Genomic DNA, 26,993 nt, shown 5'->3' with positions numbered 1-26,993 from the left:
TCCTACGCCGACCGCGTCGTCTTCCTCGCCGACGGCCGCATCGTCGACGAACTCCACACGCCCACCGCCGACACCGTCCTGGACCGCATGCGCCGTTTCGACGCCAAGGGCCGCACCAGCTGAGCCCGTTCGACCCCGACGCCACCGAACCACGAGCCCCCCAGGACTGACACTCCCCCATGTTCCGCACCGCACTGCGCAACGTGCTGGCCCACAAGGGCCGGCTCCTCATGACGACGCTCGCCGTCCTGCTCGGCACCGCCTTCGTGGCCGGCACGCTCGTCTTCTCCGACACCTTCGGCAACGCGCTCAGGACCCAGAACTCCAAGAGCTACACCGACATCGCCGTCACGGTCAGCGACCACGAGGCCGTCGGCCGCGGCTACGACCGCGGCGACCGGGCCGAGGCCGGCCCCTCCCTCACCGAGGACACCCGCACGGCCGTCGCGGCGCTGCCCGGCGCCGCCGACGCCCGCGGCGTGGTCAGCGGCTTCGCCGGCATCGCCGACCGCAAGGGCGCCCTCATCGGCGACGGCTTCTCCACCACCGGCACCAACTACGTGCCGGGCGCCGACGGCACCGACCCGCGCTACCCGCTGGTCGAGGGCCGCGGCCCGAAGGACGCCAAGGAGATCGCGCTCGACACCAGGACCGCCGACAAGGGCGGGTACAAGGTCGGCGACACCGTCCGCGTCGCCGTCAACGGCCCGGTGATGGAGCTCAAGCTCACCGGCACCCTGCACACCAACGACCCGCGCGTGGTGGCCGGCGGCTCGCTCGCCGCCTTCGACACCGCCACCGCCCAGCGGCTCTACCTCAGCCCCGGCCACTACGCCGAGCTGGACGTCAGGGCCAAGCCGGGCACCGACGACGCCGCGCTGCTCGCCGCCGTGAAGCAGGCCCTCCCGCAGGGCGACAACCTCGAGGCCAGGACCGGCCGCGAACTCGCCGCCGAACAGGACCGGATGATCGAGCAGGGCACCCGGATGCTCAGCACCTTCCTGCTGGGCTTCGCGGGCATCGCCCTGTTCGTCGGCGTCTTCATCATCGCCAACACCTTCGCCATGCTGGTCGCCCAGCGCACCCGGGAGCTGGCCCTGCTGCGCGCCGTCGGCGCCAGCCGCCGCCAGATCACCCGCTCGGTCCTGATCGAGGCGCTGCTGGTCGGCCTCGCCGCGTCGGTGGGCGGTCTGCTGGCCGGCATCGGGATCGCCGTCGGGCTCAAGGCCGTGCTCAACGGCCCGATGGACGCCAACCTGCCGGACGGCCCGCTGATCATCGCGCCGTCCACGGTGGTCACCGCGATCGCCGTCGGCGTCCTGGTGACGGTGCTGGCCGCCTGGCTGCCCGCCCGCCGCGCCTCCCGGATCGCCCCGGTCGCGGCGATGAGCTCGGTCGAGCAGCCCGCCACCCAGAAGAGCCTGCGGGTGCGCAACGCGATCGGCCTGCTGTTCACCCTGGCCGGCGGTGGCGCGCTGGCGGCCGGCGTGGGCGGCAAGGAGGTCAAGCTGGTCGGTCTCGGTGCGGGCGCGCTGCTGATCGGCGTGTTCGTGCTGACCCCGCTGCTCTCCCGGCCGCTGATCGCGCTGTTCGCCCCGCTGCTGCGCAGGCTGTACGGCACGCCGGGGAAGCTGGCCCGGGAGAACGCCGTCCGCAACCCCCGGCGCACCGCCGCCACGGCCTCCGCGCTGACCATCGGCGTCACCCTGATCACCTCGCTGACCGTGGTCGGCGCCTCGGTGAACGAGGCCCTGGACAAGTCCACCGGGAGCGACCTCAAGGCCGACTACACCGTCGCGATGAAGAACTTCTCGATGCTCTCCCCCGAGGTCGCCACCCAGGTCGCCAGGACGCCCGGCGTCAGCGCGATGAGCGTGGAGCGCACCGTCCCGGTGAAGACCGCCGCGAACGGCTCGCACGGCACGCACGGATCGGCCGACGCGGACGGCCCGGACGGCACGACCACCGAGTACCTGCGGGCCGTCGACGCGGCGACCATCGACCGGCTGGCCACCATCAAGGTCAAGGAGGGGTCGGCGGACGCGCTGAAGCACGGCCGGCTGATGGTGAGCGCCGGCACCTCGGAGCGCACCGGCTACCGGGTCGGCGACGCCGTCGCGGTCACCTACCCGGACGGCACCAAGGGTTCGCTCACCGTCGGTGCCGTCCTGGAGGCCAACACCGCGCCGGCCGGCTTCGTCGCCCCCGACGCCGTGGTCGGCCCGCACGCAGCGCCCGGCAGCGGCCTGGAACGGATCCTGGTGAAGGGCGCGGACGGCGCCACCGACGGGCTGAAGCAGGCGCTGCGGGACGCCACCGGCGGCAACCCGCTGATCGCGGTCAAGGGCGACGAGGACATCAAGGCGGAGAGCCGCCAGATGGTCACCAACGTGCTGAACGTCATGTACGGGCTGCTGGGGATGTCCGTGGTGATCGCGGTGCTCGGCGTGGTCAACACCATGGCGATGTCGGTCTACGAGCGCCGCCGGGAGATCGGCATGCTGCGGGCGATCGGCCTGGACCGCCGGGGCATCGGCCGGATGGTGCGACTGGAGTCGCTGCTGATCGCGCTGTTCGGCGGCGTGGTCGGGATCGGGCTCGGCGTCCTGGTCGCCTGGGCGGGCAACCGCACGATGGCGGACTCCTTCAAGGACATGACCACCGTGGTGCCGCCGCTGCAGATCCTCGGCTTCCTGGTCGCGGCCGCGGTGATCGGCCTGCTCGCCGCCCTGTGGCCGGCCCGCCGGGCCGCCCGGATGGACATCCTGGGCGCGATCAAGAGCGAGTAGCGGCCCCGCTCACGTCACCCCGGAGCCCCGGGCGGTCCAGGACCTCCCGGGGCTCCGCCGCGTCCCGGCCCCGCACACCCCCGCCCGACCCGGACACCCCCGCCCCGTACCGCGGCCCCCGGCGGGGTGCCGGGGGCCGGATGCGCGACCGCCCCGGCCGGCGGGGGCCGGTCGGGGCGGGGCGGGAGTGCGGGAGGTCAGGCGGCGGGCTTGGCCGCGACGGGCTTCGCCCGGCCCCCGAACAGGTTGAAGAAGACGGCGAGGGTCGGCGCCAGGTAGAGCAGCCAGACCACCAGCTGCAGGACCGTCGGGTCCGGCTGGAAGTTGAAGACGCCCTTGAGCAGGGTGCCGTACCAGCTGTCCTTCGGGATGGTGCTGGAGATGTCGAAGGCCTGGCTGTGCAGGCCCGGCAGCCAGCCGGCCTCCTGCAGGTCGTGCACGCCGTAGGCGAGCACGCCGGCCGCGACGACCACCAGCATGGCGCCGGTCCAGGTGAAGAACTTCGCCAGGTTGATCTTCAGTGCGCCGCGGTAGAACAGCCAGCCGAGCACCACCGAGGTGAGCAGGCCGAGGGCCGCGCCGATCAGCGGGTTGTAGCCGTCCCCGGTGGCCTGCACCGCGGACCAGATGAACAGGGCGGTCTCCAGGCCCTCCCGGCCGACGGCCAGGAAGGCGGTGACCACCAGGGCCGTGGTGCCCATGGCGACGGCCGCGTCGAGCTTGCCGTGCAGTTCGGTCTTCAGGTGCCGGGCGGTGCGGCGCATCCAGAACACCATCCAGGTGACCAGCCCGACCGAGATGATCGACAGCGAGCCGCCGAGCGCCTCCTGCGCCTCGAAGGTGAGCTGCGAGGAGCCGAACTGCAGCACCGCGCCGAAGGCCATGCTGAGCACGACGGCCGAGACGACGCCGGTCCACACCGGCGGGAGCTTGTCCCGGCGGTCGGTCTTGACCAGGTAGGCGATCAGGATGCAGACGACCAGGCTGGCTTCGAGGCCTTCGCGCAGGCCGATCAGGTAGTTGCCGAACACGCGGGCTCCTGGGGGGTGTCGAGGTGGTACGGGGGAACGCGGTCGGGATCAGCCGAACAGGGCCTGGCCCCACCACTCCCCGGGCTTGCGGACGCCCGCCGGGCAGGCGAAGTGGGCGGAGCCGACGTGCTGGATGTACTCGTTGAGCTTGTCGCTGCCCGCGAGCCGCTGCTGGAGCGGGACGAAGGCCTTGCGGGTGTCACGCTGGTAGGCGAGGAAGAACAGGCCGGCGTCCAGGCGGCCGAGGCCGTCGGTGCCGTCGGTGAAGGAGAAGCCGCGGCGCAGGATCATCAGACCGCTGTTGGCGTCCGGGTGGGCCAGGGCGACGTGGGAGTCGGCGGGCATGGCCTTGAGGTCCGGCGCGTCGTGCTCCTTGGCCTTGCCGTACGGGGCGCCCTCGCCCTTGGTGCGGCCGAAGACGTCCTCCTGCTCCTTGAGCGAGGTGCGGTCCCAGGTCTCGATGTGCATCCGGATGCGCCGGGCGACGAGGTAGGAGCCGCCGGTCATCCAGTCGGCGCCGTCGCCGGGGGCCGCCCACACGTGGTCGGCGAGCTTGGCGGTGTCGGTGCCCGCGATGTTGTGGGTGCCGTCCTTGAAGCCCATCAGGTTGCGCGGGGTCTGCGCGTCCGGGGTGGTGGAGGAGGTCTTGCCGAAGCCGAGCTGCGACCAGCGGATGTTGACGGTGCCCATGCCGATGCGGGCCAGGTTGCGGATGGCGTGCACGGCGACCTGCGGGTCGTCGGCGCAGGCCTGGATGCAGATGTCGCCGCCGCTGCGCAGCGGGTCGAGCTTGTCGCCCTTGAACGCGGGCAGGTCGATCAGGGCTTCGGGGCGCCTGGCCTTGAGGCCGAAGCGGTCGACCGGCTGACCGTCCGGGCCGGTCTTCTCGAACAGGGTGGGGCCGAAGCCGATGGTGAGGGTGAGCCGGGAGGCGGGCAGGCCGAGGGCCTCGCCGGTGTCGTCCGGCGGCGCCTCGGGCAGGCCGCTGGCGGCGCCGGTGCCGACCTCGCGGCCGCCGGTCATCGCGGCGGCGGCCTTGGTCCACTCCTTGAGCATCTTGACCAGCGACTCGCGGGTGGCCTTGTCGGAGACGTCGAAGGCGGCGAAGTGCAGGCGGTCCTGGACGGGGGTGGCGATGCCGGCCTGGTTGTCGCCGTAGAAGGGCACCTCGGCGCCGGCCTGGGCGGCGGGTGCCGGGGCGGGGTCGTCCTGGCGGGTGGCCGCGGCGACCGAGCCGACGGCGGCGGCGCCGAGCGCGACACCCGCGCCGGCCCAGCCGATCACGGCCCGGCGGCTGACGCCGCCGGCGGGGGCGGCGTCGGTGCCGGCCGGGGCTTCGGTCTGCTGCTGGTTCTCGGCGTCCATCGGCGGGTGGATCCTTCTCTGTGCTGACTCGCCGATGCCGTGGCGGCCGCTTGGGGGCCGCCACGGCGTCGGTGGAGGGGTGGGGACGGTGCTCGGTGGTGCCGGGGTCGTTACTTGACGACGACGGCGGCGGCCAGCTTCGACAGCGGCTCGCCCAGCGAGTTGACCGCGTCGGAGAAGGTCTTGCGCTCGGCCTCGGTGACCTTGTCGTAGGAGGTGAAGGTGCCGTCGGCCTGCTTGTACTTGGCGAGCAGGGCGGTGATGGCGGTGAACTCGGAGTCGAGGGTCTTGGCGAGCTCCGGGTCCTTCTCGGCGGCGACGGGCTTCAGCAGCTCGTAGGCCTTCTGCGCACCCTCGACGTTGGCCTGGAAGTCGGCCAGGTCGGTGTGGCTGTAGCGGTCCTCCTCGCCGGTGATCTTGTTGGTGGCGACCTCGTCCAGCAGCTCCTTGGCGCCGTTGGCCATGCTGGTCGCGGTGATCTCGGCGGAGGGGATCTTCTTCTGCCAGTCCTTGAGGTCGTTGACCAGCTGGGTGGCGAGGGTCTTCTCGTCGTCGCCGATCCTGGCGTCGGCCCAGAGCGACTTCTCCAGCTTGTGCCAGCCGGTCCACTGCTGGCCGGCCTCGACCTTGTCCTCGCGGGTGTCGGTCTTGGGGTCGACGTCGCCGAAGCTCTCCGCGACGGGCTCGGTGCGCTCCCAGCCGGTGCGCGAGGGCGCGTAGAGCGACTTGGCCTTCTCGACGTCGCCGGCGGTGATCGCGGCGGCGAAGGCCTCGACGGCCGGGATGGTGGCGTCGGCCTGCTCCTGGGCGTACTTGCGGTAGGCCTCGACGGCGGTGGCCAGGCGCGGGTCGGCCGCGGCGGCGCTGCCGCCCTCGCCGGTCACGGTGATCTTCTGGCGGATGCCGTCGCCGACCATGCCGGGCTTGCAGGCGATCTCGTAGGAGCCGGCCTTGATCTCGGCGTTGATGGTGGCCTTGGTGCCGGGGCCGATGTTCTCGCGCTCGGTGATGATCTTGTCACCGTCGCCGTAGACGTAGACCTCGGTGGTCTTGGCGCCCTTGTTGCTGATGTCGAGGACGACGTGGCCGGCCGGGAACGTGGTCTTGGAGACCTCGCAGGCGGTGTCGGTGGCGTTGATCTTGACGGCGTCGGCGCCGCCCGCCTTGTCGTCCTTCTTGTCCGCGCAGCCCGCCAGGGTGGCGGTCGCCACGGCGAGGGTGAGCAGCGCGGCTGCAGTGGTACGGCGACGGGCGGACATACGGGCTCCAACGGAGAGGGCAGGGTGGACCTGGGCAGCACTGAGTGTGGGCGGGGGGAACCGGGGGCACCGGTCCCCCCGCCCACTTAGCTAAGGCATACCTTAGGGAAATCTGATTTCAGCGTCTACACCGCCCCCCACCTGTCAATCCGTCAGGTGGGGGGAACCCTTGCGGGCCGCCGTCCGTCAGCCCACGACCTCATGCCCGGGCACCCTCGCGGGCCGCCGTCCGTCAGCCCACGGCCTCATGCCCGGGCACCCTCGCGGGCCGCCGTCCGTCAGCCCACGGCCTCACGCCCCGGGCACCCGGCGGGCGGCCGCGCGGGCCGTCCAGCGGCCCTCGTGGCGGCTGATCCGGATCGGATGGCCGAAGGTCTCGCTGATCAGCCCCGTGGTCATCACCTCGTCCACCGGCCCGGCCGCCACGCACTCCCCCGCCCGCAGCAGCAGGGCGTACGTGGTGCTCTCCGGCAGCTCCTCCAGGTGGTGGGTGACCAGCACGCTGGCCAGCTCGGGGTGCTGGTGGCGCAGCAGGTCCAGGCTGTCCAGCAGCAGCTCGCGGGCGGTGAGGTCCAGTCCGGTGGCGGGCTCGTCGAGCAGCAGCAGCCGCGGGCTGGGCATCAGCGCGCGGGCGATCAGGGCCCGGCCGCGCTCGCCCTGGGAGAGCGTGGTCCACGGGGAGTCGGCCATCGGGGCCATGCCGAGCGTCTCGATCAGCTGCTCGGCCCGGGCCAGCACCTCGGGGGCGGCCTTGCGGTGCCACTCCGGCTCGATGGTGTTGGTGTGCCCGGTCAGCACCACCTCGCGCACGCTCAGCGGGGAGCGCAGCGGGTGGCGGGGGTTGACGTGCCCGAGGTGGGCGCGCAGCTCACGGATGTCCACCCGGCCGAGCCGGCGGCCCAGCACGTCCACCTCCCCGCGGGTCGGGTGGGAGACCGCGCCGAGCAGCGCGAGCAGGGTGGACTTCCCCGCCCCGTTCGGCCCGAGCAGCGCCCAGTGCTCGCCGGCCTCGATGGTGAGGGAGATCCCGCGCAGCAGGTGGCGGCCGTCGCGCACGACGTCCACGTCCCGGGTGCGCAGCAGTGGGCCCTCGAAGGACGGGGCGGACGAACTCATGGGGGCGGACCTCCGATCACGGCACCGGGCAGGGTACGGGCGTGGCGCCGTACCGGCCGGTACGGCGCCGACCGTCCGCGTGCAGAGTACAACCGGGGCCCCAGGCAAGATCGCTTCGTCCGAGGGATGGACGCGCCAGGGCCCTTTTGCCCGGCCGGAGTTGGGAGGATGATCGGTGCTTCCGGAGCGACGAGGGGAGCGCCGTCATGACGGACGGGGAGACCACGGACGGGGAGCCGACGGGCAGAGCGGCGGCGGTCGGGGAGGCCGCCGTCGGGGAGGCGGCGGGGGGCGCCGCGCTCGGGGAGGCGACGGGCGGCCCGGGGGTCGGGGAGCCCGCGGTCGGGAAGGCCGCGGTCGGGGCACCGCCGGCGGCCGGCACGGTGCACGGACTGGTCGAGGAGCAGGCCCGGCTGGCCCCGCTCGCCGTCGCCGTCCGGTGCGGGGCCGAGGAGCTGACGTACCGGGAGCTGGACGCCCGGGCCACCGCACTCGCCCGCGACCTGGCGTCCCGCGGCCTGGCCCCGGGCGGCCGGGCGGCCGTCGCGCTCGGCCGCGGGACGGGCGTCTACGTCGCCCTGCTCGCCGTGCTGAAGACCGGCGCCGCCTACGTGCCGCTGGAGCCGAGCGCGCCGGACGCGCTGCTGCGGCACGTGCTGACCGACGCCGCACCGGACCTGGTGGTCACCGAGGAGGGCCACCGGGTGCGGCTCGCCGACGCCGGCGGCGCACCGGTCGTCTGCCCGGACCTGACCGTGTCGGCGGACGGCCCGTTCGACGCCCCGGCCACCGGCCCCGCCGACCTCGCCTGCGTCTTCTACACCTCCGGAACCACCGGCCCGCCCACCGGCGCGCTGATCGGGCACGACAACCTGCTGGCCGCCCACCGCGGCTGGTGCGAGGTGTACGGGCTGACCGCCGAGGACCGGATCCTGCAGACGGCGAGCCTGGAGTTCGACGTCTTCACCGCCGACTGGGTGCGCGCCCTGTGCACCGGGGCCGCCCTCGTCGTCGCCCCGCGCAACCTCACCCTGGACCGCACCGCCGACGTCGCCGAGCTGCCCGCGCTGGTCGCCGACGAGCGGATCACCGTCGTGGAGCTGAACGTGCGCACCGCGCGCCGGCTGAGCGCCTTCCTCGAACGGACCGGCCGCGCCCTGCCCGGGGTGCGGCTGCTGACCGTCGGCGCCGAGAAGTGGTACCTGGACGAGCAGCTGGGCCTGCAACGGCTGCTCGGCGAGCGGACCAGGGTGCTCAACGTCTACGGCCTGGCCGAGGCCACCGTCGACAGCACCTACTTCGACGCCCGGGGCAGCGCCGTCGCCGACGGCGGCGAACGGGTCTCGCTGGTCGGCCGGCCCTTCCCCGGCACCCGGGTCTACGTGGTCGGGCCGAAGGGCCTCCCCGTCGCGCCCGGGCGGCCCGGCGAGATCGCCGTCGCCGGGAGCGGGCTCGGCCGGGGCTACCTCGACCGGCCCGACGACACCCGGCGGCGCTTCGTCCGGGCCGACTTCGACCCGGACGGGCGGGTGCTGCTGACCGGGGACGTCGGACTGCTGCGCCCGGACGGCGTCCTGGAGTTCCTCGGCCGGGCCGCCACCGTGCTCGGTCCGGTCGACCACCCCGGCAAGGCCTCGGCGGTGGCCACGGTGCTGACGGCCGCCCGGGCCGAGGGCGTGCTGCGCTCGCACCCCGCGGTCCGGGAGGCCGCCGTGGTGGAGCTGGAGCCGCGGCCCGGGCAGCGGCGGCTGGTCGGCTACGCGGTGGCCGAGCCGGCCGCGGACGGCGCCGACGGCTGGTCGCTCTCGCAGCACCTGGCGGCGGAACTGCCGGGCGCCGCCGCGCCCTCGGCGGTCGTGGTGGTGCCGGACCTGCCGCGCACCCGGGCGGGCAAGCTGGACCGCTCCGCGCTGCCGTTGCCCGCACCGCCGGAGCACACCGCCGCGCGGACGGCCGCGCTCACCGCCGGGCGCCCGGTGAAGGCGGGCGGCGGGAAGGCGGGCGGCAAGGCCGGGGGCGGCGGCTCCGAGAGCCGCTCCGTCGCCGGCTGCGCGGCGGTCTTCTGCGTGCTGCTGTTCGGCGCCGGCGCGTGGGCGATCACCGACGAGTTCTTCCCCGGCTCCACCGACGTCTCGCTGGTCCCGTCCCCCTACGACGCGTACTTCAGGCTGTTGTACCTCTGCGAGAACCTGGCGTTCGGCGCGGGCGTGGTCTACCTCGCCGCCGGCTTCGAGGCCGTGCTGCGACAGGGACGGCCGTACCGGCTGTCCGTGCTGACCCATCTCGCGATCACCTGGCTGCTGGTCAACTGGTGGCCGCAGGACAACCTGTACCGCCTCACCAGCGCCACGGACTGGCCGCGCGAGACGGCGCTGGTGTTCGCCTTCAACATCCCGCTGATGCTCGCGGCGCTGGTCGTGGTGCGGTTCGTGGTCTGGCGGCCGCCGGTGGGCGAGCAGTAGCGGGCGGCGGCCGCCGGGGGGCCGCCCGGAGCGGGTGAAGCGCCGTCGCCGAAACGGCGATCGGTCGCCCGAGGCGGCCGCGCGCGTACCGACCGCCCGTCACCGCAGGGCTTCGAACATCCCGGCCAGGGCGTGGTTCGCCGCCGCCAGCAGCGCCTGTGCCGCGTCCAGCGCCTCGGCGTCGGTCCCGGCCAGGGCGAGGCCGACGACGGGCTCCGGGTCGTGGCCGGCCGTCGGGATCAGCGGCAGCAGGGTGACCCCGAGCCGGGCGCAGGCCGGGCGCAGCCGGTCGAGGTGGTCGTGGAGCGCCTCCTGGGCGAGGCGGGCTCCCAGGGGCATCGCGTCCAGGGTGCGGACGAGGTGGCCCGGCCCGCGCACCCGGTCCAGCCGTTCCCGCAGCACGAAGGCGACGGCCGGGCCGGTGAGCCGCAGGTTGATCTCGGTGGGGGCGAGCCGGCGGCGGCGGTCGGTGACGAAGTCCACGTCGAACCAGCCGCGGTAGCCCTCGGCGGCCAGCCGCTCCCCCACCGCGAGGGCGAACCGGCGGGCCGTCCCCGCGGCGGCGTCCGGCACCGCGCCGGGCCCGACGGTGACGCCCTGGTAGCGGGTGCCGGCCACCGCCATGACCCCGGCGCCGACCGGGTGGACGGCCCCGTCGGAGCCGATCACCACGTCGTAGGTGAGGTCGCGCAGCCGGGCGGCCGGGCCCGGGTCGACGTGCTCCTCCAGCAGCAACCCGCCCCGGGCCGGGAGGACTTCGGTGCGGACCAGCCGCCGCAGCAGGGCCCGGCCGCCGCCCGCGGCGAACAGGTCGGCGGGTTCCACCACGACGGTGCCGTAGCCGCCGACGCCGTGCGGGCTCTTCAGGACGGTGGTGAGCCCCCGGGCCGCGCGGGCGGTCAGCCGGCGGGCGGTGCGGCCCCGGCCGCCCGGGCACTCCTGGGCGGGGACGTGGACGTCCGGGTGGGCGGGGGCGAGTTCGGTGAACAGCTCGTGGGCGGCCGCCTTGGACTCGTAGCGGCGCACGGCGGCCAGTTCGGGCCCCTCGCCCTGGTCCGCGGTGCGGCCCCAGTGGACCACCGGTCCGCCGAGGCCGGCGATCCGTGCCCTCAGGGCCGGCCGTCCGGCGAGCGCCCGGGCGACCGTGCTCCCCGGCGAGACTCCCCGGTGCACCTCGACCGGGCCCCATTCCAGCTCCCGGGCCAGCCAGTCCGTCCACTCCGGGGCGACCTCCGCGGGCAGCACCAGCAGGGCCGGTTCGGGGCTGTAGCAGGCGGCCAGGCAGGCGTAGTGGTGCGCCTGCCGCAGGCGGCGGGCGCGTTGGGCGCCGTCCATCCCCGGGGCGAAGAACTGCTCGTTGAAGTCCGCGACGTTGCCCACGTGGACCGCCGCCCGCCCGCCGGTCCAGGCCCCCACCCATGCGTCCATGGCGCCGAGCCTAGAGCCGTGCGCGGGTGTGCGTAAGCGAGTGTCACGACGGGAGTGTGGGCGCAATGTTAACTTCTGATCATTTTTGATTTGAACAGGACACAACTTGGCAAAGTTATGACCTTCCCTCTAGCTCCAGCTGACTGCTCGCCGTCAATCTCAGTCGCAGCTCTTTTCCCTGCAGCTAACCCCCACTGGAGTCAGAGTGAGCCCCACCTCCTCCTCCCGCCGCCCCCTCGCGGCCGGAGCCATCGCGGTCGTCGCCGCCCTCGTCGCCGTCGCCGTTCCCACCGGAACCGCCTCCGCGGCCACCGGCACCCGCGACGCCGCGATAGCCCAGGCCCGCGCCAACGTCGCCCGCAACGCCGGGACGTTCGGCTTCGGCGCGGGTCAGGACCTCGTGGTCAAGGACGTCGTCCTGGACGCCGACGGCAGCCAGCACGTCCGCTTCGACCGCACCTACCAGGGCCTCCCGGTGGTCGGCGGCGACCTCGTCGTCCACCAGGACTCCCGCGGCCGGCTCAAGGACTCCTCCCGCGCCGCCGCCCACGACGCCGCCGTGAAGTCCACCGTCCCGAAGGTCCCCGCGCAGGCCGGCGCCGCCGAGGGCATCGCCGCCGCACCCGGCGTCAGGGACGCCGTGAGCAGCCCCGAACTGGTCGTCTGGGCCGCCGACGGCACCCCCCGGCTCGCCTGGCGCACCACCGTCGAGGGCACCGGCGAGCACGGCGAGCCCGCCGGCCGGGTGGTCGTCACCGACGCCACCACCGGCGAGCAGATCGAGTCGTACGACGCCGAGCACGAGGCCTCCGGCACCGGCCACTCCGAGTACACCGGCGACATCACCATCGACACCACCCAGACCAGCGGCGGCTACACGCTCACCGACCCGGTCCGCGGCCACGTCACCAAGGACGCCCACAACCTCGCCGCCGCCTCGGTCAAGGCGAGCTCCGGCACCGCCTTCACCAGCACCACCAACGTCTGGGGCGACGGGAAGAAGTTCTCCACCGACCGCTCCACCGCCGCCGTCGACGCCCACGCCAACACCGCCTGGACGTACGACTACTACAAGAACACCTTCGGCCGGAACGGCATCAAGAACGACGGCAAGGGCGCCACCGTCTTCGTGCACGTCGGCACCAACTGGGACAACGCCCAGTGGTCCGACAGCTGCTTCTGCATGATGACCGGTGACGGCGACGGCAGCCACGACCCCGAGCAGGTCGACCTCGACACCATGGGCCACGAGATGACCCACGGCGTCACCAGCGCCACCGCCAACCTGCGCTACAGCGGGGAGTCCGGCGGCCTCAACGAGTCCACCAGCGACATCTTCGGCACGATGGTCGAGTGGTACGCCAACAACAAGGTCGACACCCCCGACTACCTGTTCAGCGACCAGTCCACCCCGCCGTGGCTGCGCCGCTTCGACAAGCCCTCGCTGGACGGCGCCTCGGCGGACTGCTGGAGCAGCTCGGTCGGCAAGCTGAACGTGCACAACTCCTCGGGCGTCGGCAACCACTGGTTCTTCCTGGCCAGCGAGGGCAGCGGCAGCCGGACCATCAACGGCTTCACCTACAACAGCCCCACCTGCAACGGCTCCACGGTCACCGGCATCGGCAACCAGAAGGTCGCCAAGATCTGGTACCGGGCGCTGACCGTCTACATGACGTCCACCACCAACTACAAGGGCGCCCGCACCGCCTCGCTGAGCGCGGCCAAGGACCTCTACGGCCTCAACAGCACCGAGTACAAGGCGATCGCGGCGGCGTGGAGCGGCGTCAACGTCAACTGACGCACGGTCGGCTGACCGGCCGGGCGGCGGCACGCCCGGTCAGTCACCGGTCGGGCGGCGGTCGGGGCCGCCCGGTCGGGGCCGCCCGGTCAGGCGGTGAACCCGACGTGGACGTGGTCGTGGTGGGTGTCGTCGGTGAAGAACTGGTTGCCGGCGCCCCGGATCGCCACCGGCCCGCCCACGTTGTACGACCCGGCGGCCGCCGCGTCCCGCATGAAGGACTCGACCAGCGCGCGGGACGTCCCCGGGTCCACCACCGGGTGGCCGTCGATCCGCCACACGTCGAAGGCCCGGCCCTGCGGATGGTCGCTGGGCCGGGTCGTGCCGAACACCAGCAACGGGTGGCCGGACCGCACCACGCTCACCGAGAGCGTGTACGGGCCGGCCAGCCGCAGCATCGCCTCCAGCACGCTGTCGTGCACGGCGCCGCTGCGCAGGTCGGCCGCCGCCCCGGGCGGCAGCTCGATCCTCGGCTCGGCGAACACCCGGGCCACCGCGGGCGGCGGCGTCGGCACGGCCGGGCCCGGCTCCCCCGGGTGCAGCTCGGTGACCGTCCAGCGCGGCTCGGACCGGCTCAGCCGGACGTCCACCGTGCAGCCGCCCTCGGCCACCGACCCGTCGGGCCCGCGGGTCCACTGACGGCACACCACCAGCACGCTCGCCGAGTCGGCGAGGATCCCGCCGTACTGGGCGTCGATCACCTCCAGGCTCGCCTCCGGCGCCGGCGGCGCCAGCGGGCCGGCCTGGTCCGCCAGGGCGGGCGGCAGGCCCAGCGCCGCCACCCGGGCCCGCGCCGCGGCCACGCCCTGGCCGCCCGGCGGCCAGGCCCCGAGCGCGGCGACCAGCTCCACGGCACGCCGCTTGACGTCGGGCTGCACCTCGGACGGGCCGGGCTGCCAGAGCGGGGGGTTGGGCAGCGGGCTCGCCGCCCCGGTCGGCGTCGCACCGGATGTGTCGCCCGGGGTTCCGCCCGCCGTCGGAGTGGTGGCGACGCTGCCGCCGGACGCCGCGGTCGTGCCCGGTGACGTGCTCCCCGGAGCCGAAGCGCTCCCCCGGCCCGCCGACCCCGACCCCGCCGGACCCGCGCCCGCCGCCGGCTTCCCGGCCCCGCCGCCGCACCCCGCCGCCCCCAGCAGCAGCGCCGCCGCACCGGCCCTCAGCACCCCGCGCCGGCCGGTGCCCCGTCCTCGTCCACCGTCTCCGCTCGTCACGCGGCCAGTATGCGGCGGCGCCCGGCCCGGCGGACGGACGTCGGCGCGGTGTCCCTCAGCCCAGCCGCCGGATCGGCTCCCCGTCGAGGAACGCCGCGATGTCCTCCACCGCCTCGCCGTAGCAGCGGCGGTAGAGGTGCTGGGGCCCGTAGCCCGGGTGCGGGGTGGCCAGCAGCCCCGGCGCGGTGTGCAGCGGGTGGTCCGCGGGCAGCGGCTCGTCGAGGACGTCCACCGCGGCGCCCGCGAGCCGACCCCCGGTGAGCGCGGCCGACAGGGCGTCCCGGTCGACGATCGCCGCCCGGGAGGTGTTCACCAGACAGGCACCGGGCTTCATCAGCGCGAGCTCGGCCGCACCGAGCAGCCCCCGGGTGCGCTCGCCGAGCGCGAGGTGCACCGAGACGAAGTCGCTGCCGCCCAGCAGCTCCGCGAGGCTCGCGGCCCGGCGCACGCCCACCTCGGCGGCACGCTCGTCCGTCAGGTTCCGGCTCCAGGCCACCACGTCCATGCCGAAGGCCAGCCCCATCCGGGCGACCGGGGCCGCGACCCTCCCGAGGCCGAGCAGCCCGAGCACCCGGCCGTTCAGGTCCGCTCCGGCGGTACTCCGCCGCGACCCGCCGCGCGGCGCGGTGCTCTCCGGCACGACGCCCTGCGCCACGCCCAGCAGGAGCGCCCAGGTCAGCTCGGCGGGCGGGGTGACGGAGCTCGACGTCCCGCAGACCGTCACGCCGCGGCGCTCGGCGGCCGAGTAGTCGATCACCGAGTGGTGCATGCCGGCGGCCACCAGCAGCCGCAGTCGCGGAAGCCGGGCGAACAGCCAGGCCGGGAACGCGACCCGTTCGCGCAGGGCCACCACGATGTCGAAGTCCGCCAGGGCTTCGGCGAGTTCGTCCTGCGACCCGAATGGGTCGGGGAAGGCCGTCAGCTCCACCCGATCGGCCACCGGGGACCAGTCGGCGATGCCGGTGACGGCTTCCTGGACGTCGTCGAGGACGGCGCAGCGCAGCACCTCGCGCGGACGGGGGCACTGCCGGTCGTCAGGGTCGGGTGTCATGCCCGAACTCTTCCAGGGCACCGACGCCACCGGCACGCCGGAGGCCTCCCGGTGGATCCCGCGGGGCCGGACCACCGGCAGGCCTCCCGCGGGTCCTACCTCTGGGCCAGCGGCGCGAGGACGGCCTCCGCCGTGGCGGTCCGGGCGTAGAGCACCGAGCGCCCGGCCCGGTGGGCGCTGACCAGGCCCGCGTCCCGCAGGGTCGTCAGGTAGCGGGACACGGCCGACGGCGACAGCCCCGTGCGGCGGGCGAGTTCGGTGGTGGAGGCCGGGGCGTCGAGCTCGGTGAGCAGCAGCGTCCGCGACCGCCCGAGGACGACGGCGAGGGCGCCGTCGCCCGTCGCCGGCCGGGCGGCCCAGAGCAGGCCGGTCCCCCGCGCCGGGTAGGCGAGCTGCGGCGGGTGCTCCGCCGCGACCTGGGTGAACAGCGCCGACCGGGCGAAGGCGGACGGGATCAGCAGCAGCCCGGCACCCGACGCCCCCGGGGCCAGCGGGCGCGACCTCCGGCGCAGCCGCAGCCGGTCCTCCGACCAGTGCACCTCGGTGCTCAGGTCGTTGAGGACCCGTGCCGCCCCGAACTCGGCGACCTGGCGGGCCCGGTGCAGGACGTCCGCGTCGAGGACGGCCCGGATGCGGGCCCAGTACGGGGCGAGCGCGAGCTCCCAGTACGCCTCGATCGCCTCGGTCAGCCGGGGCAGGCCCGCCGCCGGGTCGGCGTGCAGCGCGCGCAGCCGGGGGCCGAGGCCGCCCTGACGGGACGCCAGCCGGTCGAGGTCACGGCGCACCTGCGCGTCGGGGGTGGCCCGGATCGCGGCGAGTTCGCTCCCGATGGTCGGGGCGGCGCCGGTGGGGGCGGGGTTGACGAAGTCGGGCACGTACCCGGCCGGCGGGACGATCTCGGTGAGCCACCCGCGCTCCGGCCCGGCCGCCGCCAGCCGGGGCCGCACCTGCTCCACCCACGGCCGGTGCACGGGGTGGGCGATCCCCGAGTGCAGCAGCCGCAGGCTCGGGCCGACCTCCCACATCGGCGAGACCGCGAAGCGCATCCGCGCCAGGTCGCCCGCCGTGAACTGCAGCTCGGCCGTCATGCCACCCCCGTGGATTCACACATGTTCGAATCGTTGGCGGTCAGAGTAGTGCAGTGGAGATCATGACGGCATGACCTCCCACACCGCCCCTCCCGTGCACACCCCTGCCCTCGTCCCGGCCGGCCCCGCCACCGGCACCGCCGCCGCCGGCGCCGCTCCCACCACCGTCCACGCCGCCGCCTCCGGCACCTGGACCCTCGGCGACCGCCCCGTGCACCGGATCGGCTTCGGCACCATGCGCCTGCCGCAGACCGGCAAGGCGCTCGTTCCGCACGCCGTGCCGCGCGACCGCGAGCAGGCCGTCCGGGTGCTGCGCCGCGCCGTCGAACTGGGCGTCAACCACATCGACACCGCCGCCTTCTACTTCTCCCCGCTGCGCTCCGCCAACGAGCTCGTCAACCGGGCGCTCGCGCCGTACGGCGACGACCTGGTGATCGCCACCAAGGTCGGCCCCGCACGCGGCCCCGACGGCACGTGGCTGGAGCACGCCCGCACCCCCGAGGGGCTGCGCGCGCAGGTCGAGGAGAACCTGCGCCAGCTCGGCCGCGACCACCTGGACCTGGTGAACCTGCGGATCCTCGGGTCCGACTCGGTCGCCGAACGCTTCGGCGCCCTCGCCGACTTGCAGCGGGCCGGGCTGATCCGCCACCTCGGCCTCTCCAACATCCAGCCGCACCAACTCGCCGAGGCCCGGGCCATCGCCCCCGTCGTGTGCGTGCAGAACCCGTACGGCATCGGCGCCGCGCCCGAGCAGGACGCGCTGCTGCGGACCTGCGGCGAGCAGGGCATCGCCTTCGTCCCCTTCTACGCGATCGCCGGATCCGGCCGCGAGTCCGGCCCGGGCGGGTCCGAGCCCGGACAGGTCCTGGCGGTGGCCGGGGCCCACGGCGTCAGCACCGCCCAGGTCCGCCTGGCCTGGACGCTGCACCGGGGCCCGCACGTCCTGGCCATCCCCGGCACCGGCGACCTCGCCCACCTCGAGGACAACATCGCCGCCGGCTCCCTCCGGCTCTCCCCGGCGGACCTCGCCCTGCTGGACGAGGCCCACGCGGGCTGATCCACGACGGGCGGCCGTGCCGGGGACGGGGGTCCCGACGCGGCCGCGCCTCGGCCCGGGCCCGCGCGCACGGTCGTGCCCGTCGCGCGCGGCCGTGCGCACCCGGCCGGAACCGGGGGCACCCCCTCGGGCGTCCCTCCGGGGCGAATCCGTGATCGCCAGCGGCCGTGAAGGAGCCCCGGAGCATGACCGAGACCGCCACCCGTCACCTCTACCTCACCCGCCACGGCGAGGCGGCGCCCGGCGGGGAGGGGCTCACGGAGAACGGCCGCAGACAGGCCGACCTGCTCGGGCAGCGGCTGGCGGACCGCCCGATCACGGCCGTGCACCACGGCCCGCTGCCCCGGGCCGCGCAGACCGCACAGCTGGTCGGCCATCGGCTCACCGGAGTGGTGCCGACGGTCTGCGAGGAGGCCGGCGACTACGTTCCGCACGTCCCCGACCGGGCCGAACTGCCCCCGGAGAGCGCGGACTTCCTGCTCGACTTCCTGTCCCGCACCACGGCGGAGGAGCGCGAGCAGGGCCGGCCGCTGGCGCGGCGGGCCGTCGAACGGTTCACCGGGCCGGTGCCGGGCACCGAGGAGCGGCACGAACTGGTCGTCACGCACAACTTCCTGATCGGCTGGCTGGTCCGGCACGCCCTGGACGCACCCGCCTGGCGCTGGCTGGGGCTCAACCATGCGAACGCCGCGCTGACCGTCATCCGGTACGCCCCGGGCCGCCCGGCCTCCGTGGCGCTCTTCAACGACCTGCGCCACCTTCCCGAGGAACTGCGGTGGACGGGCCTCCCGACCGGGGCGCGGTACTGACGCGGTACTGACGCGGCGCGGAGCCGTTCGGCCCCGGACGGCCCGGCAGCCCGCGACTCCTGACCGTGCGGCACCCGTCGACCGTCAACCGTCGACAGGAATATGCAGACCGGTCTATTGTTTTCCGTATGGGAGTCAAGGGAGAAGAGACGCGGGCCCGGCTGATCGCCGGCACCCGGACGCTGATCGAGGCACAGGGCTACTTCGGGACCGGCCTCAACCAGATCGTCGCCGCGACCGGCGCACCGCGCGGGTCGCTCTACTTCCACTTCCCCGAGGGGAAGGACCAGTTGGTCACCGCCGCCCTTGTCCAGGCCGGCCGGGAGGTCGAGGACCTGCTCGCCGCCCTGACCGCCGAGGGCGCCGACAGCGGAGCGCTGACCCGCCGCCTCACCGAGGTCTTCGCCGAGCGGCTGGCCGGCTCCGACTACACCAAGGGCTGCCCGATCGCGACCGTCGCCCTGGAGGTCGCGGGCACCAACGAGGCACTGCGCGCCGTCTGCGCCGAGGTGTACGAGGGCTGGCAGCGGGTGCTGGCCGACCGGCTGGAGGCCGAGGGCTTCGAGCCCGCCGCGGCCGCCACGGCCGCCGGGCAGGCGCTCGCCCTGCTGGAGGGCGCCGTCCTGCTGGCGTCCGTCCGGCGCAGCCGCGAACCGCTGGACCACGCCCAGCACGCGGTCCTCCACCTGCTCGGCGCGCAGAAGGCGCCCGCGGCGTAGGTCGATCCGGGGTGGAGCCCCCCTCGGGGTGGCTCCGCCCCTCCTTCTCGCCCAAAAAATATGCAGACCGGTCTACAGATTACGGAGCACACCATGCCGTCCGCCCCGCCACCGCCCCGCACCCTCGTCCTCGGCGCCGGCGGCTTCCTCGGCCGCTGGCTCGTCCTCGAACTCCTCACCCGCGGCGAGCCCGTCGCGGCCGCCGTCCGCGACCCCGACCGCGGCGGCGAGCTGCGCCGGTGGCTGCGCGCCCACGACGCCGACGACGCCGCACTCACCACCGTCACCGCCGACGTCACCCGCCCCGGCCTCGGCCTCTCCCCCGAGGACGACGCCCGGCTCGCCGAGGTCCGCGACGTCCACAACCTCGCCGCCCGCTACCGGTTCGGGCTGACCCGCGCCCAGGCCGAACCCGCCAACCTGCACGGCGCCCTGCACGCCCTCCACTGGTCCGCCACCCGGCCGCGGCTGCGCCGCCTGATCCACCTCTCCGGCTACCGCGTCGGCCGCGACCCGCAGCCCCGCTACCCGCTCGACGCCCGCACCACCGCGGCCCGCTACGCCCGCCTCGGCGCCTACGAGGCGTCCAAGCTGCTCGGCGACGCCGCCGTCCGCGTCACCGCCCCGCGCCTCGGCGTACCGCTCACCACCGTCAACCCCAGCAGCGTCATCGGCCACTCGCTGACCGGCGAGGCCGGGCAGTACCTCGGACTCGCCCAGCTCGTCCGGCAGCTCCACCGCGGCCGGCTCCCGCTGCTGCCCGGCACCCGCCGCACCTTCCTGCCCGTCGTCACGGTCGACCACCTGGCCCGTTTCCTGGCCGCGGCCCCGGCCCACGACGACGCGCCCGTCCGGGCGCACACCGTCCTCGACCCGGCGACGCCCGTCCTCCCCGACCTGATCGCCCTCCTCGCCGACCACCTCGACGTCCGCCCGCCGCGCGGCCTGGTCCCCGTCCCCCTGGTCCGCCGCCTCCCCCGCGCCCTCACCGGGGCGGATCCGGAGACCCTCACCTTCCTCTCCGAGGACCGCTACGACACCGCCTCCGCCGACCGCCTCGCCACCGCCGCCGGCCTCGCCCACCCACCCCTCCTCCCCGCCCTGCGCCACTGGTCCACCCGCCTCGTCGCCGAAGGCTTCGGCACCGCCTGACCCCGCACGGGAACACCCTGGCACCGGAACGGGTCGAGCAGGCCGCCCGGGAGCTGGCCGACCTGCCCTTCGACGAGCTCGTCACCGGCGGCACGGCGGAGGGCCTCGACACGGCGGCCGCGCTCGCCGCGGCCGGCGTCTACCCGGTCGGCCTCTGGGCGGACCCGTCCGGCCTGGAGTACGTGTCCGCCCACTACGCGGGCCTGGTCGGGTTCCTGCGCGTCACCGCCCGCTACCGGCAGGGCCTGGTGATCCGGCACGGATAGGCCACGGGCGGCGCAGAGCCCGCCGGTCCGCCCGACGGACGGTGCCGACCCGGTAGCCCGGGCGGCGACCGGAGCTCCGGCCCCGGCCTGACGAGACCCTCCCCTACCCGGGTGGCGGACCGCCGACGGACCGACCCGACCTCAATTCGCTGGCTCCGCGGCCGCGCTCCCGGGAGGATCGCCGCATGCAACCCCTCCCGCACGGCTACACCAACCGCACCACGGGCGACGGCCGCGTGGTCGTGAAGCACTACTGCGGCCCGGAGGCCGAAGCCCGGCTGGCGCGCGAGGAGCGGCTGCTGACCGGGCTCCGGGAGCGGCTGCCCGTCCCGCCGGTGCTGGCCGCCGACCGGGCGGCGCTCACGCTCGGGCACCTGCCCGGCGTGCCCGCGCAGGACCTCCTGGACGCCGGGCACGGGCCGCGCGTACTGGCCGCGTGCGGGCTGGTCCTGGGCCGCCTGCAACAGCTCGACCCGGCGGTGTCCGGTGAGCCGGTCACCGCCCCCGGTGCGGTACTGGTGCACGGCGACTTCGGGCCCAACAACCTCCTGCTCGACCCGGACACCTTCGCCGTCACGGCCGTACTGGACTGGGAGTTCGCCCACGCCGGGGACCCGGTCGAGGACCTCGCGTGGTGCGAGTGGATCGTGCGGATGCACCACCCCGACCGGGGCGGGGACCTCGACCACCTCTTCCGCGCCTACGGTCGCCCCGTCCCGCCCTGGCCGGTGCGCCGCCGGGCCATGCTCGCCAAGTGCGCCTGGCTGGAGGAGTTCTGCCGCCGCCGGGATCCGGACGGCCCGGGCGTGCGGCAGTGGCGGGACCGGAGCCGGGCCACCGCCGCCTGGGCGGACGCCGGGTAGGGCCCCGGCGGGGCCTACGGGCGGCGGGCCAGCAGGTGGGCGTCGAGGAAGCCCCGTTCGGAGGCCGGGTCGTGGAGCAGCCGGGCGAACGGGACCAGCCCGGCGTCGGCCAGCAGGTCGGCGAGGCGGTCCACCGGCCAGCCGTAGGCGGGCGTCACCTTGTGGTCGAACCGGACCGGCGCCGGCCCCTCGGTACCGAAGAAGGAGAGCAGGAGCAGGCCGCCCGGCGCCAGGACGCGCACCAGCTCGGCGAGCAGCGCCGGCAGTTCCCCCGGCGGCGTGTGGATCACCGAGTAGTGGGCCAGCACGCCGCCGAGCGCGCCGTCCCCGACCGGCAGCGACTCCATCCGCGCCTCCTGGAAGCGCAGCGCCGGATGGGCCCGCCGGGCGTGGTCGACCATGCCCGGGGAGAGGTCGAATCCGGAGGCGTCCAGGCCCAGTTCGTGCAGCATGGCCGTCAGGTGCCCGGGCCCGCAGCCGACGTCCGCCGCCCGCGGGTTGCCCGTCGCGCGGACCAGTTCGGCGAAGGTGCCGATCATGGCCCGGCCGAACGGCTGGTCCTCCAGCCCGTTGGCGAACTTCGACGCGTACAGCTCGACGACCCCGTCGTAGGCCGCCCTGGTCTCGCTCTGATGATCCGCCACGGGACGGAGTCTAGAGCCGGTACGACGATCGGACGCAAGAGGCGTCGTCCCCGACGCGTTCACGGTGCCCGGCGGCCCCGGCGCCGTTCAGTCCGCGGGGTGTTCCAGGACCAGGCCCGTCCATCGGACGTCGGCGCGGCCGTGCAGGTCCGCGCGCTCGGTGCGGTGGACCAGCCGCAGGCCGTGGGCCGCGGCCTGGGCGACGGTCTCCTCCGGCGGGACGTCGAACATCCGGCGCCCGGCCGGGACGGGGCCGTGGCGCAGGGTCAGCGCGAGGCGGCCGCCGGGGGCGAGGAGACGGGCGAGGACGGCCATCCCGGCCGGGCGCTCGGCCGCGTCGAGGTGCATCCAGACGGCGGTCAGCAGCACGAGGTCGAAGCGTTCGCCCCCGGCGCCGAGCCGGGGCAGCGCGGGCAGTGCGTCGGGCACCCAGCGGATGCCCGGTCCGGGGTGCAACCGCTCGCCGTGGGCGCGGAGTTCGGCGGTCGGCTCGGCGGCCACGACGGGGTGGCCGAGGGCGGCGAGCGCGGCCGCGTCCCGGCCGGTTCCCGCGCCCACGTCGAGGACGGCGGCGGGCGGGGCGGGGTAGTGCTGCAGCAGGTCGCGGTGGACCTCGGCGAAGGTCACACTCTCGTACTGGACGGCGAGTTGCGCCGCTTCGGCGGCGTAGCCGGCACTTCCGGCACTTCCGGTACTTCCAGCACTTCCGGCGTACCCAGCACCTCCGCCGTTGACGGCGCCTCCGCCGTTGACGGCACTCCCCGCGCTGCCACCGCGCCCGTCGGCCGCGCCCTTCCCCGCCCCGCTCACCGTGACTCCCGGACCACGACCGCGTCACCGGCCGCGGCCGCGTCGGCGAAGAAGTCCCGCAGTTCCCGCAGGTCGGCCACCACCCGGGCCGCCCAGGTCTCGGACCACGGCGTCGGGTAGCCGAGGTGGGCGACGGTGCGGGCCAGCACGGTGTTCTGCTGGCGGACGAGCTCGCCGAGCGCGGAGTCCCGGAGGAAGGTGAAGGCGGCCGCGACCTGCTCGGGCCGCAGCACCAGCGGGCCCGCGGCGGCGGGTTCGGGGCGCTCGCCGCCGTAGACGGGCAGGCGCGCGGCCGGGTCGGGGTGCAGGCCGTTCTCGGTGAGTGCGAGTTCCATCAGCCGGGCGGTGCTCCGCACTCCGAGGAGCAGGCCGTCGGCGGCCAGCTGGTCGTACCGGACGTCGTGCCGGTCGGGCACGAGCTCGCCGAGTTCGGTCGGCGAGCACGTGTCGACGGCCGGTCCGGGCAGTCGACGCCAGAAGTGATCCACACTCACCCGGACAGCGTAACGAACTGTGGCTCACGCCTCACCGGGGTGCCAGGCGGGCCACTCCCACGGGCGGTCGGCCCAGTGGACGCGGATCGCGTCGTGCGGGTCGAGGTCGGGGAAGAGCTGGTGGACCCGGGGCTCGAACTCCTCCGGGGCGAGCGGCTCCCAGCCGTGGCCCTCGAAGTGCACCAGGCGGTAGCGGCTGTCGGTCCGGAAGTCGGCAACCTCGACGAGGGGCTTGGACGTGCTGTTGGTCTCCATGCCCCCAGCATGTGCCGCGGCGGCAATCGGCGCCCGTCCAGAACCCTCTTCCGGGTCATGTCCCCGCGTCGGCGCGCTCGTTGAGCTGAGGGGAGGGACGGCGGGGGGTTCGGCGCTGGAAGGACGACGACATGACGGGGCAACCCACCGCAGGACAGTGGCAGTGGCCGCAGGACGCGTGGCAGCCGCCCCCGGTGCCCGTGGCTCCCGCGCCGGGGCCGGTTCCGGGGCCCGTGCCCGCGGCCGGCACCGGTTCGGTCCGCCGCCGCAGGCGGCTGGTCCGGGTGGCCGGGGCCGTCGGGACGCTGGCGGTGCTGGCCGCCGTCCTGGCGATGTGCGGGCCGGGGTCGGGTGACGACCTGGACGTGGTGGCGCTGCCGCACACCTCGCCCTCCGCCTCCCTGCCGGCCGGTGCGGAGCCCGGGCCGGCCGTCACTCCGGCGCCGTCCCCGCTGCCGGCCCCCGTGCCGGAACGCGGCGGCGCGGCGGGCCCGACCGGGTCGGAGCAGAGCGGTGCGGCGTCGGCCGCCTCGGCGACGGCACCCGCGACGACGACCGCGGCGGCCGGGGGCGAGTCGGCCGACTCGCAGCGCGCGGCGACCCCGCACCCGAGGCCGGGGCGCACCCCTCGCCCGGGCGCGGCGACCCACGGCACCTCCGCGGCGGCAGGGCAGGGCCCCGCCCCGGCGGCCCCGGCCCCGGGCGCGGCGCCGCCCTCCCTGGGCCCGGGCACCCTCTGCGACCAGGCCGAACGCGTCGGCCGTTGGCCGGCCGGCTCCGAGCAGGCCCGGCTCTGCCGCAGCATCTACGGCTGACGGCCCGCCACCCCTGCCGCCCGGGCACCAGCCCGGCGGGCGGCGGGCGGCGGGGCCAGGACCGCGGGACCGGGACGGCGTCCCCACCACCGGGACCACGACGCCGTCCCACCGCCAGGACCGGCCGCCCCGGCCTCACCCGGCGGCCAGCAGCCCCTTGTCCAGCCGCGGTGCCAGGACCCGGGCCAGGGTGTCGGTGATGTGCCCGGTGTCGCGGTAGAGCACCACGCCCTCCAGGACCGCCGGGCAGTCCGGGCCGCTGCCGGGGCAGAGCAGCGGGCCGAGGTCCAGGGTGCGGACGCCGTAGCGGGCGGCGAGGCCACCGTCGAGCAGCGGGTCGGGTTCGAAGGCGGTGTCGCGCGGGAAGAAGCAGGCGTCCGACCGGCCGTCCGAGGCCGCGAGGCAGGTCGGGATGTCCTTGCCGGGCATCGGGGTGTCGCCGAGGTAGGCGAGCGGGGCTCCGAGCGCGGCGAGCCGGTCGAGGGTGCGGGTCCAGCCCTGGGCGCGTTCCTCCTGGCTGCCGTAGCGGTTGAGGCCGGCCATCAGGACCAGCCGCGGCCGGGGCCCGGCGGTGAGCCGGGTGAGGGTGTTCTCCCGCCAGCGGTCGCACTCGTCGAAGGTGCGGCCGAGCACGTTGTTGCGCACGGTCAGGGTGGCCAGCGGGCACCCGGGCTTGACCAGGACTTCGAGGGCCCAGTGCCGCTGTTCGGCCATGGCGAGGGCCGCGGAGATCCACTGGCCGGCGTGCGAGTCGCCGAGCAGCACGATCCGGTCGGGGCTGTCCTCGGCGCCGAACAGGCAGCGCGGGCTGCTGTCGGCGTTGAGCGGGATCTCGCAGCCCTTGCCGGGCGGGAAGTCCTCCCGGGCGCGGGCCAGCGACGGGGTCAGGCCGAGCAGCCGGGTACCGGGGGCGAGCAGGGCGGGGCCGTCGGGGGCTCCGGCCGGGGCGGCGACGGGTGCGTCGGCGGTGCCGCCGAGCGCGCGGACGGTGCCGCCGCCGAGGGTGAGGGCGGCGATCAGCGGGATGACCAGGGCGCTGGCGCCGACGGCCAGGCCGCGGCGCGGGGCCGGGCTGCTGCCGTACCGCAGGGGCTGTTCGACGAACCGCAGGGTGAGCCAGGCGGGCAGGGCGCTGGCGGCGGTGAGGGCGGCCAGGGTGGTCCAGGGCAGCGTGCCGTAGCGGGCCTGGGCGATGGTCAGGACCGGCCAGTGCCAGAGGTACCAGGCGTAGGAGAGCCGCCCGGCGGCGCGCAGCGGTCGGGTGGCGAGGAGGCGTCCGGCGTCGGCGGCGCCGAGCGCCCGGTGGGCGGGGCCGGCGAGCAGGACGGCGGCGGTGCCGAGGACGGGCGGCAGCGCGGCGGTGCCGGGGAAGGGCGTGTTGCGGTCGTAGAGCAGGACCGGAGCGAGCACGGCGGCCGCGCCGGCCCAGCCGAGCAGGCGCAGGGTCCGGGCCGTGCCGGGCCGGTCCGCTCGGGTGGCCAGGGCGCGGCCGAGCAGGGCCGCGCCCGCGCCGGCGGCGAACTCCCAGAGCCGGCTGCCGGTGGAGAAGTAGGCGAGCGGTGCGGAGGTGGCCGTCCACCGGACGCACAGCAGCAGGGAGAGCACGCCGATCGCCCCGGTGGCCAGGCCGATGGCGAGCGTGCGGCGGCGGCCGTGCAGGTACCGGGCGAGGCCGAGCAGCAGCACGCCCCAGAGCAGGTAGAACTGGTTCTCGACGCCGAGGGACCAGAAGTGCTGGAGCGGGCTGGGGTCGCGCTCGGCGGCCAGGTAGTCGGTCTGCTGGCCGACGAACCGCCAGTTGACGAACTGCCCGGCGGCGGCGATCAGGTCGCGGGCGAGGTCGGTGCCGCGCAGCGGGTCGAGCAGGGCGCCGCCGGCGGCCGCGGTGGCGACCAGCACGGTGGCGGCGGCGGGCAGGATCCGGCGGGCGCGGCGGGCGGCGAAGTCCCACAGGCCGAGCGGGCGGCCGACCAGCAGGCCGGTGATGAGGAAGCCGGAGACGACGAAGAAGACGTCGACGCCGACGTAGCCGCCGGAGAGGCCGGGGACGCCGGCGTGGAAGGCGAGGACGGCGAGGACGGCGAGACCGCGCAGCCCCTCGATGTCGGGGCGGAAGGCGTTGCGGGGGCGGGCCTGCGGCGGTGCGACGGCCTCCGCGGTGGGCCGCCGGTCGGGCGCGCCCTGCCGGTCCACCCGGACGACGCCGGGCAGCAGCTCGACGGCGGACGGGACGGCGGGGGCCGGGGAGTCCGCGGCCCGGGAGCCCGGCGCGGGTGCGGTGGACGACGGATCGGAGGACGAGGACGAGGACGGTGACGGGACGGCCGTTGACACGGCGGTGCTCCTTGCAGGGCTGGCAGCGGTGGTCTGGGCCGCCGGGCCGATGGGGCGGCCGGGCGGCGAGGTCCGCGCCGGTGGGGCGACGCGCAAGGGAACGCTCGGGTGCGGCACGCGGTGGTGCGCGGCACGGGAGGAGGGACGGTGCGCGACGCTGCGCAACGCTGCAGGTTC

The 26,993-nt window shown here is 75.4% G+C and carries 23 protein-coding genes and 1 pseudogene; 11 read left to right on the top strand and 13 right to left on the bottom strand.

Annotation, left to right across the window (positions count from 1 at the left end; translation table 11 throughout):
• Window positions 1-123 (top strand): annotated as a pseudogene (locus AB0N04_RS26680) (ABC transporter ATP-binding protein); the annotation flags it as partial.
• Between the two features lie 56 nt (window positions 124-179).
• Window positions 180-2,789, top strand: a complete 2,610-nt coding sequence (locus AB0N04_RS26675) for an ABC transporter permease (RefSeq protein WP_360212197.1) — start codon at window positions 180-182, stop codon at window positions 2,787-2,789.
• Between the two features lie 197 nt (window positions 2,790-2,986).
• Here the strand turns inward: AB0N04_RS26675 and efeU are convergent, their stop codons facing one another.
• The 4 genes from efeU to AB0N04_RS26655 all read right to left on the bottom strand — a co-directional run bounded on the left by efeU (window position 2,987) and on the right by AB0N04_RS26655 (window position 7,560).
• Window positions 2,987-3,820 carry an iron uptake transporter permease EfeU gene (gene efeU / locus AB0N04_RS26670; protein ID WP_360212195.1) on the bottom strand — a complete coding sequence of 278 codons (834 nt, stop codon included), beginning with the start codon at window positions 3,818-3,820 and terminating at the stop codon, window positions 2,987-2,989.
• A gap of 48 nt (window positions 3,821-3,868) precedes the next feature.
• The gene (gene efeB, locus AB0N04_RS26665; RefSeq protein ID WP_360212193.1) at window positions 3,869-5,185 is read right to left on the bottom strand and encodes an iron uptake transporter deferrochelatase/peroxidase subunit; all 1,317 of its coding nucleotides are present in this window, start codon (window positions 5,183-5,185) and stop codon (window positions 3,869-3,871) included.
• Window positions 5,186-5,295: 110 nt separating this feature from the next.
• Window positions 5,296-6,444, bottom strand: coding sequence for an iron uptake system protein EfeO (efeO, locus tag AB0N04_RS26660; protein WP_360212191.1), 1,149 nt, complete (start codon window positions 6,442-6,444; stop codon window positions 5,296-5,298).
• Window positions 6,445-6,735: 291 nt separating this feature from the next.
• Window positions 6,736-7,560, bottom strand: a complete 825-nt coding sequence (locus AB0N04_RS26655) for an ATP-binding cassette domain-containing protein (RefSeq protein WP_360212189.1) — start codon at window positions 7,558-7,560, stop codon at window positions 6,736-6,738.
• A 206-nt stretch (window positions 7,561-7,766) separates the two neighbouring features.
• Here AB0N04_RS26655 and AB0N04_RS26650 point away from each other — a divergent pair, with 206 nt between their 5' ends.
• Window positions 7,767-10,022 carry an amino acid adenylation domain-containing protein gene (locus AB0N04_RS26650; protein WP_360212187.1) on the top strand — a complete coding sequence of 752 codons (2,256 nt, stop codon included), beginning with the start codon at window positions 7,767-7,769 and terminating at the stop codon, window positions 10,020-10,022.
• 99 nt (window positions 10,023-10,121) lie between these two features.
• Here the strand turns inward: AB0N04_RS26650 and AB0N04_RS26645 are convergent, their stop codons facing one another.
• Window positions 10,122-11,450, bottom strand: a complete 1,329-nt coding sequence (locus AB0N04_RS26645) for a hypothetical protein (RefSeq protein WP_360212185.1) — start codon at window positions 11,448-11,450, stop codon at window positions 10,122-10,124.
• A 205-nt stretch (window positions 11,451-11,655) separates the two neighbouring features.
• Between AB0N04_RS26645 and AB0N04_RS26640 the strand changes: the two genes are divergently transcribed.
• Window positions 11,656-13,248: a M4 family metallopeptidase gene (locus AB0N04_RS26640; protein WP_360212183.1), complete on the top strand. Its 1,593-nt coding sequence runs from the start codon at window positions 11,656-11,658 to the stop codon at window positions 13,246-13,248.
• 89 nt (window positions 13,249-13,337) lie between these two features.
• On the opposite strand, the gene AB0N04_RS26635 is transcribed toward AB0N04_RS26640, so the two are convergent.
• The 3 genes from AB0N04_RS26635 to AB0N04_RS26625 all read right to left on the bottom strand — a co-directional run bounded on the left by AB0N04_RS26635 (window position 13,338) and on the right by AB0N04_RS26625 (window position 16,598).
• Window positions 13,338-14,126, bottom strand: coding sequence for a hypothetical protein (locus AB0N04_RS26635; protein ID WP_360212181.1), 789 nt, complete (start codon window positions 14,124-14,126; stop codon window positions 13,338-13,340).
• A 388-nt stretch (window positions 14,127-14,514) separates the two neighbouring features.
• Complete coding sequence (locus AB0N04_RS26630; protein ID WP_360212179.1) at window positions 14,515-15,510, bottom strand: D-2-hydroxyacid dehydrogenase family protein; 996 nt, start codon at window positions 15,508-15,510, stop codon at window positions 14,515-14,517.
• A gap of 95 nt (window positions 15,511-15,605) precedes the next feature.
• Window positions 15,606-16,598 (bottom strand): DUF5937 family protein, encoded by a 993-nt coding sequence (locus AB0N04_RS26625; protein WP_360212177.1) that lies wholly within the window; start codon window positions 16,596-16,598, stop codon window positions 15,606-15,608.
• Between the two features lie 70 nt (window positions 16,599-16,668).
• Here AB0N04_RS26625 and AB0N04_RS26620 point away from each other — a divergent pair, with 70 nt between their 5' ends.
• The 6 genes from AB0N04_RS26620 (at window position 16,669) to AB0N04_RS26595 (ending at window position 21,464) form a co-directional block, all read left to right on the top strand.
• On the top strand, window positions 16,669-17,655 hold the full coding sequence (locus tag AB0N04_RS26620) for an aldo/keto reductase (RefSeq protein ID WP_360212175.1): 987 nt from the start codon (window positions 16,669-16,671) through the stop codon (window positions 17,653-17,655).
• Between the two features lie 185 nt (window positions 17,656-17,840).
• Window positions 17,841-18,464, top strand: a complete 624-nt coding sequence (locus AB0N04_RS26615) for a histidine phosphatase family protein (protein ID WP_360212173.1) — start codon at window positions 17,841-17,843, stop codon at window positions 18,462-18,464.
• 128 nt (window positions 18,465-18,592) lie between these two features.
• On the top strand, window positions 18,593-19,183 hold the full coding sequence (locus tag AB0N04_RS26610; protein ID WP_360212171.1) for a TetR/AcrR family transcriptional regulator: 591 nt from the start codon (window positions 18,593-18,595) through the stop codon (window positions 19,181-19,183).
• A 93-nt stretch (window positions 19,184-19,276) separates the two neighbouring features.
• The gene (locus tag AB0N04_RS26605; protein WP_360212169.1) at window positions 19,277-20,335 is read left to right on the top strand and encodes an SDR family oxidoreductase; all 1,059 of its coding nucleotides are present in this window, start codon (window positions 19,277-19,279) and stop codon (window positions 20,333-20,335) included.
• Window positions 20,293-20,601, top strand: a complete 309-nt coding sequence (locus AB0N04_RS26600; RefSeq protein ID WP_360212207.1) for a DUF1877 family protein — start codon at window positions 20,293-20,295, stop codon at window positions 20,599-20,601. Before AB0N04_RS26605 ends, AB0N04_RS26600 begins: the two co-directional genes overlap by 43 nt.
• Window positions 20,602-20,786: 185 nt before the next feature.
• The gene (locus tag AB0N04_RS26595; RefSeq protein ID WP_360212167.1) at window positions 20,787-21,464 is read left to right on the top strand and encodes a phosphotransferase; all 678 of its coding nucleotides are present in this window, start codon (window positions 20,787-20,789) and stop codon (window positions 21,462-21,464) included.
• A gap of 14 nt (window positions 21,465-21,478) precedes the next feature.
• On the opposite strand, the gene AB0N04_RS26590 is transcribed toward AB0N04_RS26595, so the two are convergent.
• From AB0N04_RS26590 to AB0N04_RS26575, 4 genes are all read right to left on the bottom strand, one after another.
• Window positions 21,479-22,108 carry a class I SAM-dependent methyltransferase gene (locus AB0N04_RS26590; RefSeq protein ID WP_360212165.1) on the bottom strand — a complete coding sequence of 210 codons (630 nt, stop codon included), beginning with the start codon at window positions 22,106-22,108 and terminating at the stop codon, window positions 21,479-21,481.
• Window positions 22,109-22,195: 87 nt separating this feature from the next.
• Complete coding sequence (locus tag AB0N04_RS26585; protein ID WP_360212163.1) at window positions 22,196-22,735, bottom strand: class I SAM-dependent methyltransferase; 540 nt, start codon at window positions 22,733-22,735, stop codon at window positions 22,196-22,198.
• A gap of 179 nt (window positions 22,736-22,914) precedes the next feature.
• A complete protein-coding gene (locus tag AB0N04_RS26580; RefSeq protein ID WP_360212161.1) occupies window positions 22,915-23,412 on the bottom strand; it encodes a hypothetical protein in 498 nt (165 codons plus the stop codon).
• Window positions 23,413-23,436: 24 nt separating this feature from the next.
• Window positions 23,437-23,667 carry a hypothetical protein gene (locus AB0N04_RS26575; protein ID WP_360212159.1) on the bottom strand — a complete coding sequence of 77 codons (231 nt, stop codon included), beginning with the start codon at window positions 23,665-23,667 and terminating at the stop codon, window positions 23,437-23,439.
• A gap of 131 nt (window positions 23,668-23,798) precedes the next feature.
• Between AB0N04_RS26575 and AB0N04_RS26570 the strand changes: the two genes are divergently transcribed.
• Entirely contained in the window at window positions 23,799-24,482 is a 684-nt protein-coding gene (locus tag AB0N04_RS26570; protein WP_360212157.1) for a hypothetical protein, read from the top strand.
• A 135-nt stretch (window positions 24,483-24,617) separates the two neighbouring features.
• Here AB0N04_RS26570 and AB0N04_RS26565 read toward each other — a convergent pair whose 3' ends face one another.
• Entirely contained in the window at window positions 24,618-26,816 is a 2,199-nt protein-coding gene (locus AB0N04_RS26565) for an acyltransferase family protein (RefSeq protein WP_360212155.1), read from the bottom strand.
• Window positions 26,817-26,993: the final 177 nt, after the last annotated feature.

Origin of the sequence: Kitasatospora sp. NPDC051702, from assembly GCF_040681575.1 — a bacterium.
Taxonomy (GTDB): Bacteria; Actinomycetota; Actinomycetes; order Streptomycetales; family Streptomycetaceae; genus Kitasatospora.
This window is presented reverse-complemented; position numbering and strand designations above follow the sequence as displayed.

Coding starts and splice junctions, on each gene's coding strand:
- AB0N04_RS26675 (WP_360212197.1), top strand. CDS start 180: ATGTTCCGCACCGCACTGCGCAACGTGCTGGCCCACAAGGGCCGGCTC.
- efeB (WP_360212193.1), bottom strand. CDS start 5,185: ATGGACGCCGAGAACCAGCAGCAGACCGAAGCCCCGGCCGGCACCGAC.
- efeO (WP_360212191.1), bottom strand. CDS start 6,444: ATGTCCGCCCGTCGCCGTACCACTGCAGCCGCGCTGCTCACCCTCGCC.
- AB0N04_RS26655 (WP_360212189.1), bottom strand. CDS start 7,560: ATGAGTTCGTCCGCCCCGTCCTTCGAGGGCCCACTGCTGCGCACCCGG.
- AB0N04_RS26650 (WP_360212187.1), top strand. CDS start 7,767: ATGACGGACGGGGAGACCACGGACGGGGAGCCGACGGGCAGAGCGGCG.
- AB0N04_RS26645 (WP_360212185.1), bottom strand. CDS start 11,450: ATGGACGCATGGGTGGGGGCCTGGACCGGCGGGCGGGCGGCGGTCCAC.
- AB0N04_RS26630 (WP_360212179.1), bottom strand. CDS start 15,510: ATGACACCCGACCCTGACGACCGGCAGTGCCCCCGTCCGCGCGAGGTG.
- AB0N04_RS26625 (WP_360212177.1), bottom strand. CDS start 16,598: ATGACGGCCGAGCTGCAGTTCACGGCGGGCGACCTGGCGCGGATGCGC.
- AB0N04_RS26620 (WP_360212175.1), top strand. CDS start 16,669: ATGACCTCCCACACCGCCCCTCCCGTGCACACCCCTGCCCTCGTCCCG.
- AB0N04_RS26615 (WP_360212173.1), top strand. CDS start 17,841: ATGACCGAGACCGCCACCCGTCACCTCTACCTCACCCGCCACGGCGAG.
- AB0N04_RS26610 (WP_360212171.1), top strand. CDS start 18,593: ATGGGAGTCAAGGGAGAAGAGACGCGGGCCCGGCTGATCGCCGGCACC.
- AB0N04_RS26605 (WP_360212169.1), top strand. CDS start 19,277: ATGCCGTCCGCCCCGCCACCGCCCCGCACCCTCGTCCTCGGCGCCGGC.
- AB0N04_RS26595 (WP_360212167.1), top strand. CDS start 20,787: ATGCAACCCCTCCCGCACGGCTACACCAACCGCACCACGGGCGACGGC.
- AB0N04_RS26575 (WP_360212159.1), bottom strand. CDS start 23,667: ATGGAGACCAACAGCACGTCCAAGCCCCTCGTCGAGGTTGCCGACTTC.
- AB0N04_RS26570 (WP_360212157.1), top strand. CDS start 23,799: ATGACGGGGCAACCCACCGCAGGACAGTGGCAGTGGCCGCAGGACGCG.